The sequence below is a fragment of the Desulfosporosinus meridiei DSM 13257 genome (assembly GCF_000231385.2).
Lineage (GTDB): Bacteria > Bacillota > Desulfitobacteriia > Desulfitobacteriales > Desulfitobacteriaceae > Desulfosporosinus > Desulfosporosinus meridiei.
The window spans coordinates 2,255,010-2,272,574 of record NC_018515.1 but is presented as its reverse complement, the minus strand read 5'-3'; the positions used below and the strand labels follow the sequence as shown (position 1 = coordinate 2,272,574).

The 17,565-nt window shown below is 41.6% G+C and carries 13 protein-coding genes; 2 read left to right on the top strand and 11 right to left on the bottom strand.

The annotated features are described in order from the left end of the window. Positions 1-25: 25 nt before the first annotated feature. The 3 genes from DESMER_RS10435 to DESMER_RS10425 all read right to left on the bottom strand — a co-directional run bounded on the left by DESMER_RS10435 (position 26) and on the right by DESMER_RS10425 (position 2,495). On the bottom strand, positions 26-868 hold the full coding sequence (locus DESMER_RS10435; protein ID WP_014903013.1) for an ABC transporter permease: 843 nt from the start codon (positions 866-868) through the stop codon (positions 26-28). Continuing rightward, entirely contained in the window at positions 861-1,628 is a 768-nt protein-coding gene (locus DESMER_RS10430; protein ID WP_014903012.1) for an ABC transporter ATP-binding protein, read from the bottom strand. The genes DESMER_RS10435 and DESMER_RS10430 overlap by 8 nt, the downstream gene beginning before the upstream one ends. Before the next feature lie 444 nt (positions 1,629-2,072). Beyond that, positions 2,073-2,495 (bottom strand): GNAT family N-acetyltransferase, encoded by a 423-nt coding sequence (locus DESMER_RS10425; RefSeq protein ID WP_014903011.1) that lies wholly within the window; start codon positions 2,493-2,495, stop codon positions 2,073-2,075. Positions 2,496-2,910: 415 nt separating this feature from the next. On the opposite strand from DESMER_RS10425, the gene DESMER_RS22585 reads away from it, so the two are divergent. Then, a complete protein-coding gene (locus tag DESMER_RS22585) occupies positions 2,911-3,309 on the top strand; it encodes a DnaJ family domain-containing protein (protein WP_014903009.1) in 399 nt (132 codons plus the stop codon). A 197-nt stretch (positions 3,310-3,506) separates the two neighbouring features. Here the strand turns inward: DESMER_RS22585 and DESMER_RS10415 are convergent, their stop codons facing one another. The 4 genes from DESMER_RS10415 to DESMER_RS10400 all read right to left on the bottom strand — a co-directional run bounded on the left by DESMER_RS10415 (position 3,507) and on the right by DESMER_RS10400 (position 8,269). Then, positions 3,507-4,064: a DUF1697 domain-containing protein gene (locus tag DESMER_RS10415; protein ID WP_014903008.1), complete on the bottom strand. Its 558-nt coding sequence runs from the start codon at positions 4,062-4,064 to the stop codon at positions 3,507-3,509. Positions 4,065-4,162: 98 nt separating this feature from the next. After that, positions 4,163-5,344, bottom strand: coding sequence for a MalY/PatB family protein (locus DESMER_RS10410; protein ID WP_014903007.1), 1,182 nt, complete (start codon positions 5,342-5,344; stop codon positions 4,163-4,165). Between the two features lie 99 nt (positions 5,345-5,443). Then, positions 5,444-5,893 carry a (2Fe-2S)-binding protein gene (locus DESMER_RS10405; RefSeq protein WP_014903006.1) on the bottom strand — a complete coding sequence of 150 codons (450 nt, stop codon included), beginning with the start codon at positions 5,891-5,893 and terminating at the stop codon, positions 5,444-5,446. A gap of 81 nt (positions 5,894-5,974) precedes the next feature. Further along, positions 5,975-8,269 (bottom strand): xanthine dehydrogenase family protein molybdopterin-binding subunit, encoded by a 2,295-nt coding sequence (locus tag DESMER_RS10400; RefSeq protein ID WP_242831079.1) that lies wholly within the window; start codon positions 8,267-8,269, stop codon positions 5,975-5,977. A 146-nt stretch (positions 8,270-8,415) separates the two neighbouring features. Here DESMER_RS10400 and DESMER_RS10395 point away from each other — a divergent pair, with 146 nt between their 5' ends. Beyond that, entirely contained in the window at positions 8,416-9,096 is a 681-nt protein-coding gene (locus tag DESMER_RS10395; protein ID WP_014903004.1) for an AIM24 family protein, read from the top strand. 286 nt (positions 9,097-9,382) lie between these two features. On the opposite strand, the gene DESMER_RS10390 is transcribed toward DESMER_RS10395, so the two are convergent. The 4 genes from DESMER_RS10390 to DESMER_RS10375 form a co-directional block, all read right to left on the bottom strand. Beyond that, entirely contained in the window at positions 9,383-11,611 is a 2,229-nt protein-coding gene (locus DESMER_RS10390; RefSeq protein ID WP_014903003.1) for a YcdB/YcdC domain-containing protein, read from the bottom strand. Between the two features lie 373 nt (positions 11,612-11,984). After that, the gene (gene dinB / locus DESMER_RS10385) at positions 11,985-13,151 is read right to left on the bottom strand and encodes a DNA polymerase IV (protein ID WP_014903002.1); all 1,167 of its coding nucleotides are present in this window, start codon (positions 13,149-13,151) and stop codon (positions 11,985-11,987) included. 22 nt (positions 13,152-13,173) lie between these two features. Then, positions 13,174-13,485 (bottom strand): hypothetical protein, encoded by a 312-nt coding sequence (locus tag DESMER_RS10380; protein WP_014903001.1) that lies wholly within the window; start codon positions 13,483-13,485, stop codon positions 13,174-13,176. Positions 13,486-13,646: 161 nt separating this feature from the next. Further along, positions 13,647-17,471: a phosphoribosylformylglycinamidine synthase gene (locus DESMER_RS10375; RefSeq protein WP_014903000.1), complete on the bottom strand. Its 3,825-nt coding sequence runs from the start codon at positions 17,469-17,471 to the stop codon at positions 13,647-13,649. Positions 17,472-17,565 lie beyond the last annotated feature (94 nt).

Sequence of the window (17,565 nt, the reverse complement as noted above, 5' to 3'; positions counted from 1 at the left end):
TTTTACATGCTGCCTAAGCATTGACTCAAGCCTTGTTTTTCACAAGCATCTTTTCAAGGTAAACCACCCCCTGATACATGACCGCTGCTGCCACACCTAAAATAATGACACTAGTCATAACTAGGTCTAGTTTAAATACTTGCCCCCCGTAGACAATGAGATAACCTAACCCCGCTTTAGAAACTAAAAATTCTCCAACAATAACCCCTACCCATGACAAGCCCACATTGATTTTCAAAGCATTGATAATCGTAGGGTAAGAAGCCGGAAGCACTACTTTTGTAAGGACTTGATATTTTGAACCGCCAAAGGTCTGAACAAGTTTGATCTTCTCTCGATCAACCGTTAAGAAGCCGTTTAACACTTCCAAAACTGTTACGATCAGTGAAATAGCTAAAGTCATAACAATAATCGCCGGAGGCCCCGCACCAATCCATACAATAAAAACTGGACCCAAGGCAATTTTAGGCAAACTATTTAGAATTACTAAGTATGGTTCTAAGATTTTGCACAAAAATTCAGACCACCACAACATTATGGCTATTATCGTCCCGACAAGGGTTCCTAAGACAAAGCCCACGAAGGCTTCCCAACAGGTTATTCCAATATGATGAAAAAGAACCCCATCTTCATAAAGGCGAACCATTGTATTAAAAACTCTCGACGGCTGACTTGTAATAAATGGATCTACTATTTTGGTATTAGCACATATTTCCCAAAGCAAGAAAGCCACACCAAAGATTAGTATTTGAATAACTCGCACTGAGATTTTTTCCATCCTAACTCTGTGCAAGTAATCAATGTGTTCCTGAGAAATATTTGTGACTTGAGTCTCCTTCGAGACCCTATCGTCTATCAAATTAGACATGGACATCTAACCCCTTCCATATCTCTTGAAAATAATATCTAAATTCAGGTGTCTCCCTAGATGAAAAAGGGGTTCTGTTCTTGATATTGAAATTAATTTCATAAATATGTTTTACTTCGCCTGGTCTTTTGGAAAGTAGAATAACGCGGTCAGACATGCTTATGCTTTCAGATATGTCATGGGTAACAAGTATGGCAGTTTTATTCTCCTTTTTGATAATGTCATAAATATCATCGTTAACAATTAAACGAGTCTGATAATCCAATGCTGAAAAAGCTTCATCCAATAATAGGATCTGGGGATTGGTTACCAGAGTTCTGATAAGAGCTACTCTTTGTCTCATTCCTCCTGAAAGTTGATTAGGATATTTGTCTTTAAATTCGTAAAGCCCATATGTTTTTAGAAGTTTAATGGCATACTCTTTTGCAGAGCTTGTGACATTTTTTCGAATTTCCAGGCCAAGCATTACATTTTGAAAGATAGTCCTCCAATTAAAAAGATGATCCTTTTGCAACATATAGCCAATTTTCGGAGATGTCCCCGTGACCTTCTCCCCCGATAAAAGAACCTCACCTGAGGTAGATGCTATTAAGCCTGAAATGATTGATAATAAGGTTGACTTTCCGCACCCGCTTGGGCCGACAATACTTACAAACTCTCCATCTTGAACCGAAAAATTGATGTTTTCCAGCGCTGTAATTTCCCCGTTTAGGGATTGATATTTCATGCCAACATTATGAACTTCGACAACTGGTTTCAATGGCATCCCCCCCTTACACATCCCGGTTTTTTAATAGTGTATTGGGAAGTCTCCTAAACGGTGAGGGATTCGAAAATTTACCAGTTTTGTGTTGTGGTGTGTGTTGTGGTGTGTGTTGTGGTGTGTGTTGTGGTGTGTGTTGTGGTGTGTGTTGTGGGGACGGTCCTTTTAACACACATTCGTGTGTTAAAAGGACCGTCCCCACAACACAAAAAAAGCCGCGACCTGCAGTTTGGTATTTTAATACCGCAGAATCGTGGCTGTTTCAATTTTTTTGTGAGGAAAGAACTTGAGTTTTGATATTCAAAATCGACATTGCGATACCCTATGGCCGTGCAATTAGAAGCTGGCCAATGCTTGACCATTGTGGCCAGACCCGCATGGCCCCAAGTTAAATTTTTGCTGGCAAGATTACGGTATAGTATTTTTATTGATTATAAATAATCATACAGTAAAACCTTTTTCCGTCATATCACTAGCCTTTTGAAATAAGGCCATTCCAGTATTCATTTTTCTAAAGTTTAACCGTTCGTAAAACTTTTCTTTGCCCGGGGACGCATACAAAATAAAGTTACACATCGGAAGTGATTTTACAATATTATTGATAATCATTCGTCCTATCCCTTTGCCTTGATACTCCGGTAATACTGCTATATCGTATAAAGCGGCTTGATATACTCCATCTGAAATTGCACGACCAAAACCAATCAGTTTTTCTTCGTCAAAGACAAATACCACAGTATGACTATTTTCAAAAGCTTTTTGATGGATATCTGCAGCAAAATTAGCCATGCCAACTTTTCTTAGAGTTTGAGATACACAATTCCAGTCAATATTCAAACAATCATTCTTGAGTATAAAATCCATAAGCTTCCCTCCAGGAGTAGTAGAATTTTTCATTAAGATAAGTCCTCTTCTGGTAATTGGACGTGGAATTTTTTCCGATCAAATCCTTCCGGGTCTCTCGTTGACAACCCTTAAAACACATACTCTACGAAGCGTTCATTGAAAAGTACCCGTTCATTATTCATAATACAGGAAGGCTACGACAATGCAAACTATAAATGTTATTAGGAATATTATGAAAGACACAAATGATAAATTTAATCCTTCGGCAGAAGTAGCACTGATTACTTTTTCACATTATGGGTCTTTAGCGAAGGACATTTCTATTTTGAAACCCGATTGAAAACGTCTGGCGTACAGAATATACTACTAGAATCAGCAATTAATTAGTTTTATAATATTACTAATACTAAAAGGTGTTTAGGCGGTGAAATAATTGGATAAGTGTGTTGATATTGTTTCTGAACGAAAAATTCGAGAAGCTATTGAAAGAGGAGAACTAAAAAACCTTCCAGGAGCAGGAAAACCTGTAACCATTGAGAATTTCTATTTTTTGCCTCCTGAATTCAAATTTGCATATACCGTTTTAAAAAATGGAGGATATCTTAATGAAGCTAACGATGATAAGCCCGTAGCTTTCTCTACAAGCAATTCAATAGATTTGCCGAAGGAGCACTTGTCTGATTCTATAAGAACCGATCAAGAAATGTCCTCAAGCTCCTTAGACAGTGATAAGATAGATTCGAACGCGAAGCATATAAATAATACCGAATATTTTCAAGAAAAGGCTCTAGGTTTCAATATAATTAGAGATTGCAGACGCGGAAGGTATTAAGTGCATAACTATTCAGTTAGAAGGTGTAATCCCTCATTTATTAAGGGGTTTACACCTTTTTTTGTTTCCATATATCGTTAAGTAACTTTCCGAATAAGTTACTTTAAGAAGAGATAAACTTGTTCGTTAAACTACCATATAGTGAACTTTCATTATCCTACTTTTGTTCGCGAACAAGAATAATGGGCATAAGAGCGTCAATCCATGGCTTTAGCTAACGTAGTAAGTTTATTAAGCGTCTTCCAATTACGTACTGTGGCTGATACACCAAGTTTATAAAGGTTAGTAGCAAGCTTTGAATTTCTAATACTATGATTGAATAAGAGAAATACGTCTCGCCCTATAATTCGATACTGGTCGTTTTCACCTCTATAAGCGTCCAGCAATGCAATCTTTTCTTGCAAGGGTACGTGGGTTAATAGTGCTACATATTGACTCTCTGCTTCAGTAGACGCCTCCGCTTCTGCTAATTCTTCCTCTGAAAATGGGCAATTCGAAACCAGTTGTTCCAACTCTGCCGACGTTCTCAAAATAACCGTAACTGGAAATCCAAAAACCGCCTCAATTTGATGCTCAATTTTTCCCCGCAGAAATTCCTCTCCTTGGTTTGATTTGAATAATACATTGCCACTTTGTATATATGTCTTGACATCAGAAAGTCCGATAGCTTCAAATACTTTTTTCAATTCAGCCATCTTTATAACATTCTTTCCACCTACGTTTATTCCTCGCAATAGTGCTATATAAACAATCATATTTATAGGTCTCCTTTGTCAGTAATACATGCAAAAGTGGTAAAATGTCGTCCAACGGTAATCAGCAGAGAAGATGGGATTATATTTATATTCGTTTTTTACACATGGAGATCTAATTTATCAATTGCAACTCTAATCCGTTCACAACCATCTTCAAGTGTTGAACGGGAGCAACCGATATTAAGACGGGCAAAGCCTTCTCCGCCAGGGCCAAATTGAAAGCCTGGATTTAGTCCCACCCCAGCCTTGTGTACTAAAAACTTCTGTAACTCCTTGGGATCCATCCCTAAATCCCTGAAGTCTAACCAAGCCAAATAAGTCCCTTCGGGCTGAATCAACTTAACATGAGAGATTTGAACAAGTGACGATATTAAGTAATCCACATTTCCCTGCAAATAGTCCATCAACTGATTTAGCCAATCCCAGCCATATCTATAGGCTGCTTCTAAAGCCGTGATACCAAAGACATTAGGATTATGTATCCCCGTCAAATCCCTAGCCGCTTGAAAGGCTTGTCTATAATCCGGATTCGGAATAATTAAGTTAGAAGTCTGTAAACCAGCAAGGTTAAATGTCTTACTTGGCGCTGTACAAACTACTGACTGAAGAGCTATTTCAGGTGAAAGAGTAGCAAAGGGAATATGGCGATGCCCTTTATAAATAAGATCTCCATGAATTTCATCAGAGATTACTATGACCTTATAGGTGAGACAAAGTTTTCCCAAGCGTTCGAGTTCCCCCCGCTCCCAAACCCGCCCAACCGGATTATGAGGGTTACACAGAATCATCATCTTAACTCCGTTGGAAAACTTTTCTTCCAAATCGTCATAATCCATGACATATCGGTTATTGGCAAAGATTAGTTGGCTATTGACTAGCTCACGATGGTTATTTTTAATAGCGTTAAAAAAGGGGGGATATACAGGGGACTGCAGAAGAACTTTATCTCCAGGCTTAGTTAAGCTATTTACTAATTGATATAAGCCAAAAACAATTCCTGGACTAAAGGTTACCCAATCTCGTTGGATCTCCCAGCCAAAGCGCTGGTGCAGCCAGTTAGTTAAGGCCTCATAATAACCGTCCATTCCATCTGAATAGCCAAAGATTCCATGCTTAGCACGATGAACTAAGGCCTCAATAACAGCCTCAGGAGCCTGAAAGTCCATATCTGCAACCCACAAGGGCAAAACATCTTCCCGACCAAAAATCCGCTGATTGAAATCCCACTTTACAGAACAAGTCTTGCGACGATCGATTACCTGATCAAAATTACAGCTCATTAACATCAACTCCTTTCGTGTTGGCGTGTTGCGGGGACGGTCCTTTTAACACACATTTGTGTGTTAAAAGGACCGTCCCCGCAACACGCCGCAACACGCTTATTCGGCGGCTTCCTTAATTGCCTGGACTATTTTATTGTACCCAGTACATCTACATAAATTACCGGCTATTGCAGTTTTAATCTCTTCTTCCGAGGGAGAAGGATTCTTCATTAATAGTGCTTTAGCTGACATCAACATTCCCGGAGTGCAAAATCCGCATTGAACAGCACTATTTTTGATGAAGGATACCTGTAACTTGTCCAGTCCATCTTTTTCAAGAGCTTCAATTGTCAAGATCTCTTGGCCTCTAATTTGGGATGCAAGAACTAAACAGGAATTAACAGCTTTCCCATTCATAATCACCGTGCAGGATCCGCACTCTCCTTCACCACACCCTTCTTTAGTCCCCGTTAGCCCCAGTTCTTCTCTTAACAAATCAATCAGCCGCAGGGTTGGAGAAACCGTCAGATTGTACACTTTCCAATTAACCGTAAACTCAATTTGCATGTTGTCACCCTTATCCTCTGCCTTTTGATATTTCTTCCTAAATACATATCTTTACTCTTCCCATTAAATAAAGAGTGGGTTTCATTCGTGCCTTATGCCTGAAACATCCCGCCTCGCATTCAGGGCTATCATAATCTTCTCCGGTGTCAGAGGCAAATTTGACAAAGATGTGCCCAAGGCATTATTAACAGCATTGACTACCGCCGCAGCCACCGGAACAAAGGCAATTTCTCCAATACTCTTGGCACCGTAAGGCCCTTCATCTCCACCCTCTTCGATCAATAGAATTCTCACCTCAGGCATGTCCGGCGCATTAAGCACATGATAATTTTTCAAGCTTCTGCTAAGAATACTTCCATCAGTCGTAACCTTTATTTCTTCATAGAGAGCATAACCAATCCCCATTTGCACACCGCCTTGAATCTGCCCCTCAACCATCCCGGGATTGATAGCTTTACCAATATCATGGGCTGCCAAATAATCCTTGACCTGGACTCTTCCCGTGGCTGTGTCAACTTCCACCTCGGCAAAATGCACAGCATAAGCACCTGGGTTGGACGTTCCATGATAGGTATGAGTAAGCACGATGTCCGTATCATACTTAAGTTTGGCGGTTGTGGCGATTTCTCGATAACTTAGATAGTGCTGTTCATCTCCCCTAACCCATACTCTGCCCGCCCCATTTTCTAAAGACTCAATAGGTGTTTGGAGTATTTGCGAAGCACACTCCAATACTTTTTCTCTTACCCTCTGGGAAACTTCGTAGGCACATGCGCCACAGATATAAGTAACCCTGCTACCGTAAGAACCAAAATCATAGGGACCGTTTTCTGTATCCGCTTCTAAGGTCGTAATAAATTTAGGGTCGATGTCTAGGACTTCTGCAACAATTTGGGTAATGGAGGTAATGGTTCCGCACCCTAATTCATGGAGACCGGTGTTCAAGATGAAACTGCCATCCTCATTCATTTTTAAGGTCATGGTACTGTGTTCGGGAAATCCTCCGTACATTCCATTTTTATGGGCAGCACAGGCTAATCCTACTCCTCTGCGGAATCTGCCTTGATTCGGCCTTTTATTCCATCGTTGAAATTTCTCACTCCAGCCGAAGGCTTCGGCACCTTTAAGGAGACACTCTCTAACCCGAGCATTCCCCAAAGAAATTTGAGAGGTTTTATCTAAGTCATAAGGATGGACAAGATTCAAGAGCCGAAATTCTATAAGATCTATTCCTAACCCTTTCGCCACAGCATCCATATGAATTTCGAGAGCAGTCATGATTTCCGGTGCACCCCATCCTCGTGCTCCACCGGCTACGGGGGTGTTGGTATAAACGGTTTTTCCCCTATGTTCATAGTAAGGGATTCTGTACAATTTACATATCTTCTTAGCCATTACATAAGTATTGTCAATAGAACTCGTCGCATACGCTCCGGCGTCTAATACGGTATCTACTCTACAGTCAACTAATCGACCTTCTTGGTTAACCAGGGTTCTTACTCTGGAACTCGTTGCGGGTCGAGTCATTGTAGATATAATGGTCTCTTCCCTCGTCAAGGTTAGTTTGACCGAACGCTTAACCTCCTTGGCTAGAAAAGCAGTTAGGGGTTCAAAAATAATTTCTTGCCTGCCGCCGAAAGACCCCCCCATAGGAACTTTAATGACTCTGACTTTGTTATAACTCAGTTCCAGTAAATCAGCTACCACAGTTCTTACCCCAAATACGCCTTGGCAGGCAGCCCAGAGAGTGAGCTTGCCGGAACTGTCGTAATCCGCCAGACAAACATGGGGTTCCATTGCCGCATGATGCACTTTTTGTGTATTGGTTAAAGTTTCAACCTCAACACAGTTTTCGGCAAGATCTATCTCCCCGATTTTGTATTCAAATTCATGGAGCAGGTTCCCTGCAGAATGAATTTTGTCCGCCTGTTCCTCAAGGGCTTTTTCGGGAGTATTTAGTACAGGCAATTCTGCATAGTCAACTTGAATGAGATCAATAGCCTGGGTGGCGATTTCTTTGCTGACAGCTACCACAACGGCAATGCGATCTCCGACAAAGCGAGCCTTCTCAGTTAAAAGACGCTCATCCTCTAAGCAAAACTCTTGGTCAGGCACTATTCTATAGCGACTGTAGGTTTTGGCAGGGGTATTTAGATGGGTAAATACTCTTACAACTCCCGGTAAAGCCTCAGCTTTACTCGTATCAATATTGGTAATGTGAGCATGAGCGATTGGACTCAAAAGCAGTTTGGCATATAACATATTTGGCAGCCTCATATCACTTAAATATTGTAGACTACCGTTTACTTTCTGCTCTGCATCATGAATTGGAAAAGTGCGCCCGACATATTTATAATCCTTGTCCAATACTCTCACTCCTCAGCTTTACCTAATAAATCTCCGCGAACCCTTTTGAACGTTGATTTGTTTACTCATTGTACAGATATTACTTTTGGTATATATTCTAAATATCTTTATATAGCAAAAAATCGAAAATCAAATCTAGCAAGGAGGCTAATACAATGTTTAAGTTTAATGTCGAAGAAGAACTATGCTGTAAAATAGAAGGCACGGGTAAATTTATTGCCAAGAAAGGAACAATGGTCGCCTATAAAGGGAACTTCAAGTTCGACAAGATGTTGCTGGGACCAGACAATGGCGGAGGTGTCATGGGCTCTCTGCTTGGTTTAGCCAAAAGAACTCTAACCGGAGAAAACATAGAATTAATGACCGTCGAAGGTTCAGGAATCATATATTTAGCAAAAAATGCTTATCATGTCTCCGTTTTCGAACTTGAACCCGGGGATTGTCTTTCAGTCGAGAGTGAAAATCTACTAGCCTTTCCCACCGACTTAAAATATGATGTGCGTTTAATAGGAAGCGGAGTACTATCCCAAAAGGGATTGGCCTCCACTGTCCTGACGAACATCTCAAATCAGCTACAACAAGTTGCGGTCATGACTGATGGCAACCCGCTTATGTTAGAAGCACCTTGTGTGGTCGATCCTGATGCTGTCGTAGCCTGGACAAGCAGCTCTAACGGTGGTGGAGATCCAAGCGTGTCTATGAATAACTTCAGCTGGAAAACAGCGATTGGACAAACCTCCGGAGAATCGTATCAGTTTCAATTTAACCAAACTGGTCAAATGGTTCTCGTCCAACCCTCCGAACGATTATCCGGATTAAAAATTAGTGTGGATTAGTATGTAGTAATATTGCCTTATTGTTGATACTTAAATATGAGATTTTCAAATCTGGTTCTAAGTAATTATAGCATTATTCTTACTTTATGTTGTCAATGAATTATCATCCTTTACGATTATTTAATGAATGTTATGTCACTGCAGGTAGAAAGAAGCAAATAGCTTCTCTGCAGACAACAAAAGTCCCCTCGTCAATTTAAACGAGGGGACTTTCTGTAAAGCATTCACATCTCACTACTTATATCAAACTCATGATGAAATGATAATCATAGTTTGTTTCTAACTCTTAATTACGCCAGTTTAAAGCTCTGAAGAGCGCAGTAGCACCTTCAGCACGGCTCACAGTATCACGTGGTGCTAGAACTTGCCCTTCTACCTTGATTATCCCTGTACTGCTGGCCAAAGCAATATATCCCAGGGCATCCGAACTGATTTGATCAGAATCCTGAAAACTTACTTTATAAATATCCTTGAGCTCTGCAAGCTTGTTGAGCTGGATGTAGCGGAGTAGAACTTTAGCAAGAAGTTCTCTATTTACTGGATCTCCGGGCTTCAGATCTTCTTTCAGCCAGCCCAGTTCTTTAGCTTTACTGATAATCTCTTTATCGGTGAGGCCAGTATTTCCCCATAATCCAAAACGGCTCAGGTACATGGCCCGCAGCATTGAACTTACGCTCATTTTCTCAAGGGGTTTAAAGCTATTTCCATAATCCCCAAATAAGCCGGCTTGCCCCAGTACTGTGATCTCAGGTGCGCCAGTAACGCCAGTCAGATCATTAAATGTATAGGGTTTTGGCCCTTTTTCGATAGGCTGACCCTGAAAGTCGAGTAAATCGCCACTTTTTGCATCCAGTATATTGGAATTTTGCATATTGCGCTCTTTGGCAATTGGCAAATACACTAACCGCAAGTCACCAGGCATCCCATTGCTATAAATACGAACATAGGTGAGGGTTAAGGGTCGTGCTTTCAGAAATAATTCTACACCTTTATCTTTGCTGAGAATTCCTGTTACACTTGGCAAATCATAGTCTGACCAGTTTAGTTCATAATTCGTAACTTTGCCGGACACAGGATCCACATTGACAATCATGCTATTTTCCGGGAAAGCTACCCCATTAACCACCCGACCATATGAAAAGGCCTGATTATTCCATGGTTCAGGGTTCATTTTGTACATCAAATCCGTTTCCGGATCTAAGGCAACTTGATTGAATCGTTCAGGCTGAACCTTTTTAAGAAATTCTTCGGCTACTTTTTGAGCTGCTGCCCGGTCAAATTTGACATCATCTTTGCCGTTTTGTTGAGTAGCGATGGAAAATCCAAGTAGTTCGCCCGTTGTTGCACTTACTCTTGCACTAAGATATTGGGGATTTCCCAGCTCTTTATTCGTCTCAACACTGTTCCAGTCAAAACTCCAAATACGCTTATCAGTACTGCGCCAGTCTTTACTCAAATTAGCACTGCTTAACGTCAGTGTATTCGGAATCTCAACCCAACGCTTCACAGCAGCAATTGCCTCATCTTGTTTAAGAAGCTTTGAGGTTCGTTCTACTTCTTGTTGTTCCTGAGGCGTTAGAATTTGTGACGAGTTACTTGCCTGACTAGCCTTTTCTGCCTCGGCTCTGCCCATACCACCAACTCCGTAGGCGTCTGTAGACAACCACTCACCCGGATTGAGTTGAAGGGGCTTACCCGTTAAAGCATCAATTGCCCCGCCACTATTGTCCCCGGTTAATTGGTAAACAAGCTTTGCTTCTTGCTTTTGACCTACAAGCATAGGTTTGTATCCTGATGGAACCCAATACAAGAGTTTGAAAAATGGTGCTTCAGCAAATGCTTGCTGGGCTTTTTCGACGCTAATCACTCCATTTACATCAGGTGCCTTGACATCATTCCAATTGAGAGTATAGGAATTAATGTGTCCATCTTTACTGGAGACTTGTACATTTACTCCATTGCCAAGAAAGGGTACGCCATTTATGAAGCGTTGATATTGAACCGAATAATAAAACGGGCCATAACTTAGGGGTACAACCTCCGACTCACTTGGAATTAACTTCAGTTCCTCAGTTCTCTTACCCAATAACTGGCTCAACAACTTATCGCTGATTTCTTGAGCACCCTCTTTAGTAATGGTCGGAACTGAGGGGCTACTGGCCAATTGATCTTCATTTTTCCAATAATTCATGCTGACAATATCACCATTAATGGCATTAACTTCTGCTGCGAACTCTCCTGGTTGTTCCGATGTGCCGTTCCAACGTAAAGCCCAAACCTGACGTCCATTATAAGTATTATAAGAAGAGTTAAAATCCTTATATTGATTAGGAACGTCAAAGTTAGTCTTAACAATCTGAATTGCTTTTTCCAGACCCACCTGGGGTGCGGCCAAAGTCCCAACAGCTTCAGCAGAACTAATTTCTCCAGCCAATACGATAGGTGCAGAAACTGTTGGAACAAGTAAAACTGCAACTACAGCCGCGGCCAAGAAAGAACGCCAATTTTTCTTCATTGTATTACCTCCAATTTCGTGATTCAATGTTCGATACTCGCCGATCGAACTCGAATAATTTATAGAGAAAAATGATCTGTCCAGCCAAGGCTGAAATACAACTGCTCGACTTCTCCTATCCCCTCCTTCTGCTGATACTATATTCTTGCTCCTTGGGCATACATGATCAATATGATCTAAGTGATATGCTTTCAAGCTCTACACTACTTATAGACGTAGTTTAGCGGTGTTTCTGACAATAAACTTATCGACATTTTTATGTATAATTCGCAGATTATCGTATTGAATATCGACGTTACGCTACTACTTAGAGGCTGACTATAGGTAAATAGGCCATTTGCTTAAGAATACGCAAATGACCTACTTATAAGTATTACAAAAGTCTAGCCCTTGTAATACTTTTCTCACCATATTTCTCTTTGACTAGATCAAGCACTTTAGTGAGGTTCTCTCTTTCTAGCCGAGGCTCTTCAAATAAAGAAATTTGATTTTCGTGCTGATCTGTCAGGTTCGACATTGTAACCCCTATCAAGCGCAGAGGCTGTTTAAGGGATAATTCACTTAACAAGCTACAAGCCTCTTGAAATATAACATCATCAAGATCCGTCGCCCGATGAATAGTCCGTGATCGGCTCAGGGTGCGAAAATCATCATAACGGACTTTCAGAGTTACAGTTCTTCCTCGTAACGCTTCTTTACGCAAACTTCGACCTACGTCAATGGCCAGCATTAACAAGGTCTTCTCCAGGAAATCACCGTCCCTAATATCAGACTCAAAGGTGGTCTCGCGACCGATGGACTTAACTACCCTATCGCTTTCCACAGGGCGATCGTCAATTCCCCGTGCCAATTGATAAAGCTGACTTCCTAATGAACCAAAAAGCTTAGTTAAGAACTTCAACTCTAAACTGCGCAAATCTTTGACTGTATTTATCCGATGACTGTGCAATTGCTCCGCTGTTTTTTCACCGACTCCCCAAATTCTTTCGATTGGCAGCGGATCAAGAAACTCTTGAACTTTATCCGGGTGAACAACCACAAACCCATCAGGTTTTTTCAGATCCGAAGCAAGCTTTGCTAAAAATTTATTACATGCAAATCCAACAGAAGCAGTTAAACTTAATTCCTGCCGGATGCGTAGTTTAATCGTTAAGGCAATGTCCTCTGCCGGCCCAAATAACCTAGTTGAACCTGTAACATCCAAAAAAGCCTCGTCCAGGGATATTGGCTCTACCATTGGGGTGTAGGTCAAAAATATTTCCCGGATTTGCCAGGACACTTCCCGATATTTCTTGAAATTCACTGGCAGGAAAACCGCATCAGGGCAGCGCCTGGCAGCTTCTGCAACAGGCATTGCCGAGCGTATTCCGTATTTACGGGCTTCATAGGATGCCGCAGAGACGACCCCCCGGCTATTCGGCCTGCCTCCGACTACGACAGGTTTACCCAACAAAGAGGGATCATCCCGCTGTTCAACAGAAGCGTAGAAGGCATCCATATCCACATGTAATATCTTGCGATAGTTCGCCAAATCTTCCATGTTATCCTCAATAGTTAAGATACTATTCTTCTTGTTCTTCTTTCATTGGGCAAGAATTGGTCAGGTCAACGACAGCAGTGACTTCTTTCCATTCTGCTTCTTTAATATTAATAGTTTCTAAGAGCAAGATAAGATCTGATCTGCCGAAGTATGCAGGCTTACCCTGGGGATCTAAGGTCATTAAAACCACCGACATACCTTTAAACACAGGGAGTAATCCTTTTATAATGGTTGAAGCATTAAATGAATTCTGGAATACGGTTGGTTGTACTGAAACCACGGCAATCGTTTTGTCTTGTACTGTTACAACAGCGCTTTCAAATGTAGTATTCAATGTAAAATTCATCTCCTAAAATATCAAATCATTCCACCTGTTCTAGTTCGACAAACAGTCGGAAAACCCTTTTACTCTAAAAAGGCATTCTGAAAAATCTAAAGACCTCAAAAGGCACCCCCATCCGAACACACCTGCTATCCTCTGCCGGCACCAGGTGTTTATCCTCTGAAATAGTTTACCCCTCCGGCAAAAATCGGCTGATACTTATTGCCCGGAATATTTTTAGCGATTTCAGAACCAGTTCTTTCGGAATGAGCCATTTTACCCAGAATACGTCCGTCGGGACTAGTAATTCCTTCGATGGCTTCATAGGAACCGTTGGGAGTATAGATAACATCATTGCTTGGGTTTCCCTTTAAATCTACATATTGAGTGGCCACTTGACCATTGTCAATTAAGGTTTGAATCATTTCTGAGTTTGCGACAAACCGTCCTTCTCCATGGGAGATAGGGACAGTATGAATATCTCCTAAATTCACCCCGCTAAACCAAGGAGATAGGACAGAGACAACTTTAGTCTGTACCATGCTGGAAACGTGACGCCCAATTTTGTTGTAGGTGAGGGTTGGCGAATCCTCCATTAGATCAATGATTTCTCCATAGGGAACAAGACCGAGTTTGATCAATGCCTGAAACCCATTGCAAATCCCGAGCATTAAACCATCCCGTTGATTCATAAGTCCCGTAATAGCTTCACTAATCCAAGGATTTCTGAACATCGTTGCAATAAATTTACCGGATCCATCCGGTTCATCTCCCGCACTAAAGCCCCCGGGAAGCATGACGATCTGAGCCTGTTGTATCTTTTTAACCATCTCTTTGATGGATTGCTCTACATCTGAAGCAGTCAAATTCCTGATAACTAAGGTTTCAACGATTCCACCTGCTTTCTCGAAGGCTTTGGCCGAATCGTATTCACAATTAGTTCCCGGGAAAACCGGGATAAAGACTCTCGGTTTTGCCACTTTTATTGAAGGAGTTAGGGTATTTCGCAACTTAAAATTCACATTTTGTGGCTGAGCAACTTTTTCCGTTTGAGTCGGAAAGACTTTTTCCAAAGGCTTTTCCCATGCCTGATAAGCCGTGTCTAGGTCAATGTTTACATCCTTGAGGGTTATCAGCGGTGTTTCCTGGGTTACCCCCAGCAATTGATACTTTAGAGAACCAAAGGCTTCAGCTAAATCTATAGTTCCATCTATTTCCAAAACAATAGAGCCATAATCTGCGGTAAACAGCTGCTTGACATCAATTTGACCTTCTAAAGCTATACCGATTCGATTACCAAAGGCCATTTTGCTGAGTGCTGCTGCAAGTCCGCCCATCCTAACCGTATGAGATGCCAAAACACTTCCTGATTGGATCAACTCGTAAATTTTCAGATAGCCGGCACTTAGTTGTTCAAAATCCGGGACTTGATGTTCATCCCGAATGGCCCTCACCAACACCACATGACTACCTGCTTTTTTAAATTCTTGAGAAACAACCTTATCTGCCTCGACCACATTAACCGCAAAAGCCACCAAAGTTGGAGGAACGTGCAAATCCATAAAGGTTCCCGACATACTATCTTTTCCGCCGATAGCCGGAATTCCAAGTTTCTTTTGAGCATAGAAAGCTCCCAACAAAGCACTGAAAGGCTTCCCCCATTTTTGTGGATCAGTTCCTAAGCGTTCAAAATACTCTTGTAGAGTTAGTCGAACCTTACGATAATCCCCGCCAAGTGCCACCACTTTTGTCACCGCATCTACAACGGCATATAAAGCACCATGAAAGGGACTCCATTTAGCTAATTGTGGATTATAACCATAAGTCATCACCGTCGCCGTATTTGTTTCTCCTGTTAATACCGGAAGCTTAGACACCATACCTTCAGATGGAGTAGCCTGATATTTGCCGCCTAAGGGCATCAAGACAGATGACATCCCAATTGTACTGTCAAACCTTTCCACTAATCCCTTCTGACTGCAGACGTTCAGATCCGCTAGATTAGCAAGCCAAGCCTCTTTCACTAACGAAGCGTCGTTTTCCAAACATTCAAGAGAATTCGAAGCTATTTTTTCTTCAACTATTTCCGGCAAACTACTGAAGTAATCTTGACTTGTCTCTGGAAGAGAAACCTGAACCCTAGTAGTTTGCTTAACCCCATTGGTATTAAGAAATTCCCGGCTAAGATCCACAATCACTTGCCCTCGCCAAACCATCCTAAGCCTTGGTTGAGAACTAACCTTAGCAACTAAGGTTGCTTCAAGGTTTTCCTCATGAGCATAGTCAGCAAAAGTCTTGAAATCTTCGGCGCGAATTACTACAGCCATACGCTCTTGAGATTCAGAAATTGCCAGCTCTGTCCCATCAAGACCTTCGTATTTTTTCGGTACAGCATCTAAGTCAATTTCTAAGCCATCTGTCAACTCTCCGATAGCAACCGAAACCCCACCTGCTCCAAAATCGTTACATCGTTTAATGAGGGTGCTTACCTGAGAATTACGGAAAAGCCTTTGAATTTTTCGCTCTGTGGGTGGATTCCCTTTTTGCACTTCTGCTCCACAAGTCATTAAGGACTCTGTGGTATGTTCTTTCGAGGAACCCGTTGCGCCGCCACACCCGTCCCTGCCTGTTCTTCCGCCGACCAATACAATGATATCACCGGCTTCAGGAACTTCTCGCACCACATTTTCACGGGGAGCAGCCGCTATAACAGCTCCAATTTCCATACGCTTAGCAATGAAATCTGGGTCATAGACTTCTGTTACCTGTCCTGTAGCCAACCCAATTTGATTGCCATAGGAACTATATCCTGCAGCAGCACCTGTTGTGATCTTTCTCTGTGGTAATTTTCCAGGCAGGGTATCCTCCAGTTTCAACCGGGGATCTCCGCTTCCCGTTACCCGCATTGCTTGGTAGACATAGGTGCGACCAGACAAGGGATCTCTAATAGCTCCGCCCAGACAAGTAGCCGCTCCTCCAAAGGGTTCAATTTCAGTAGGATGGTTATGGGTCTCGTTCTTAAACATCACTAGCCATTCTTCATTTTGACCATTGACATCGACATTTACCACAATACTACAAGCATTGATTTCATCGGATAAATCCAGATCAGGTAAGAGTCCTTTTTTCTTTAACTCTTTCATGCCTAAGACGGCGATATCCATGAGACAGATATCTCGATCAGCAGGATTCTCACCATACACATAATCTCTTGAGCTTAGATATTCCTGATAAGCTTGGGTCAATGGATAAGCCATTTCCTCTTTGGGAAATGACACCTCTTCAATCTTAGTGTTAAATGTAGTATGACGACAATGATCCGACCAGTAGGTGTCAATCACACGGATTTCCGTAATAGTTGGATTCCGCTTTTCAGTATCTCGGAAGTATTGTTGACAGAAAGCCAGGTCTTCAAAGCTCATTGCTAAACCCGTTTCTGAAAAAAACTTTTTCAGTTCTTCAGGCGACTTTTCTATAAAACCATCGAGAATTTCCACATCGGGCGGAATAATCGATTCAAAATCCAGACTCTCGGGCTTTTCTAACGAGGCTTCTCGTGACTCGACAGGGTTGATACAGTAATCTTTAATTTTTTGAAACTCTTCCTCAGAAAATTGACCCTGCAAAACCATTAGCTTAGCAGAAGCAATCGTCGGGCGCTCTTTCTGGGTCAGAATCTGTACACACTGAGCAGCTGAATCTGCCCGCTGATCATATTGGCCCGGCAAATACTCCATAGCAAAAACTCGATCCGCAGAGGAAATCTCTAAATTTTCATCATACACTAAATCTAAGGGAGGCTCGGCAAAGATAATAGGACGGGACTTATTATATTCCTCATCCGTAATCCCTGAAATGTCATAGCGATTGATAACTCTTAACCCCTGCAATCCATTGATCCCTAAATTTTCGCTTAGATCATTGAAAAGGCCCTGGGCTTCAATATCATAACCCGGCTTTTTTTCCACATAAATTCGTTTCACAGCGTGTGATCCCATATCATCCTCCATCACTTTTTCTGCTTAATTTTACCTTGTTCCTAATAGTTTTCGCGTCTTAAAATATGTATAAGGCCATAGCACTTTGTCTATG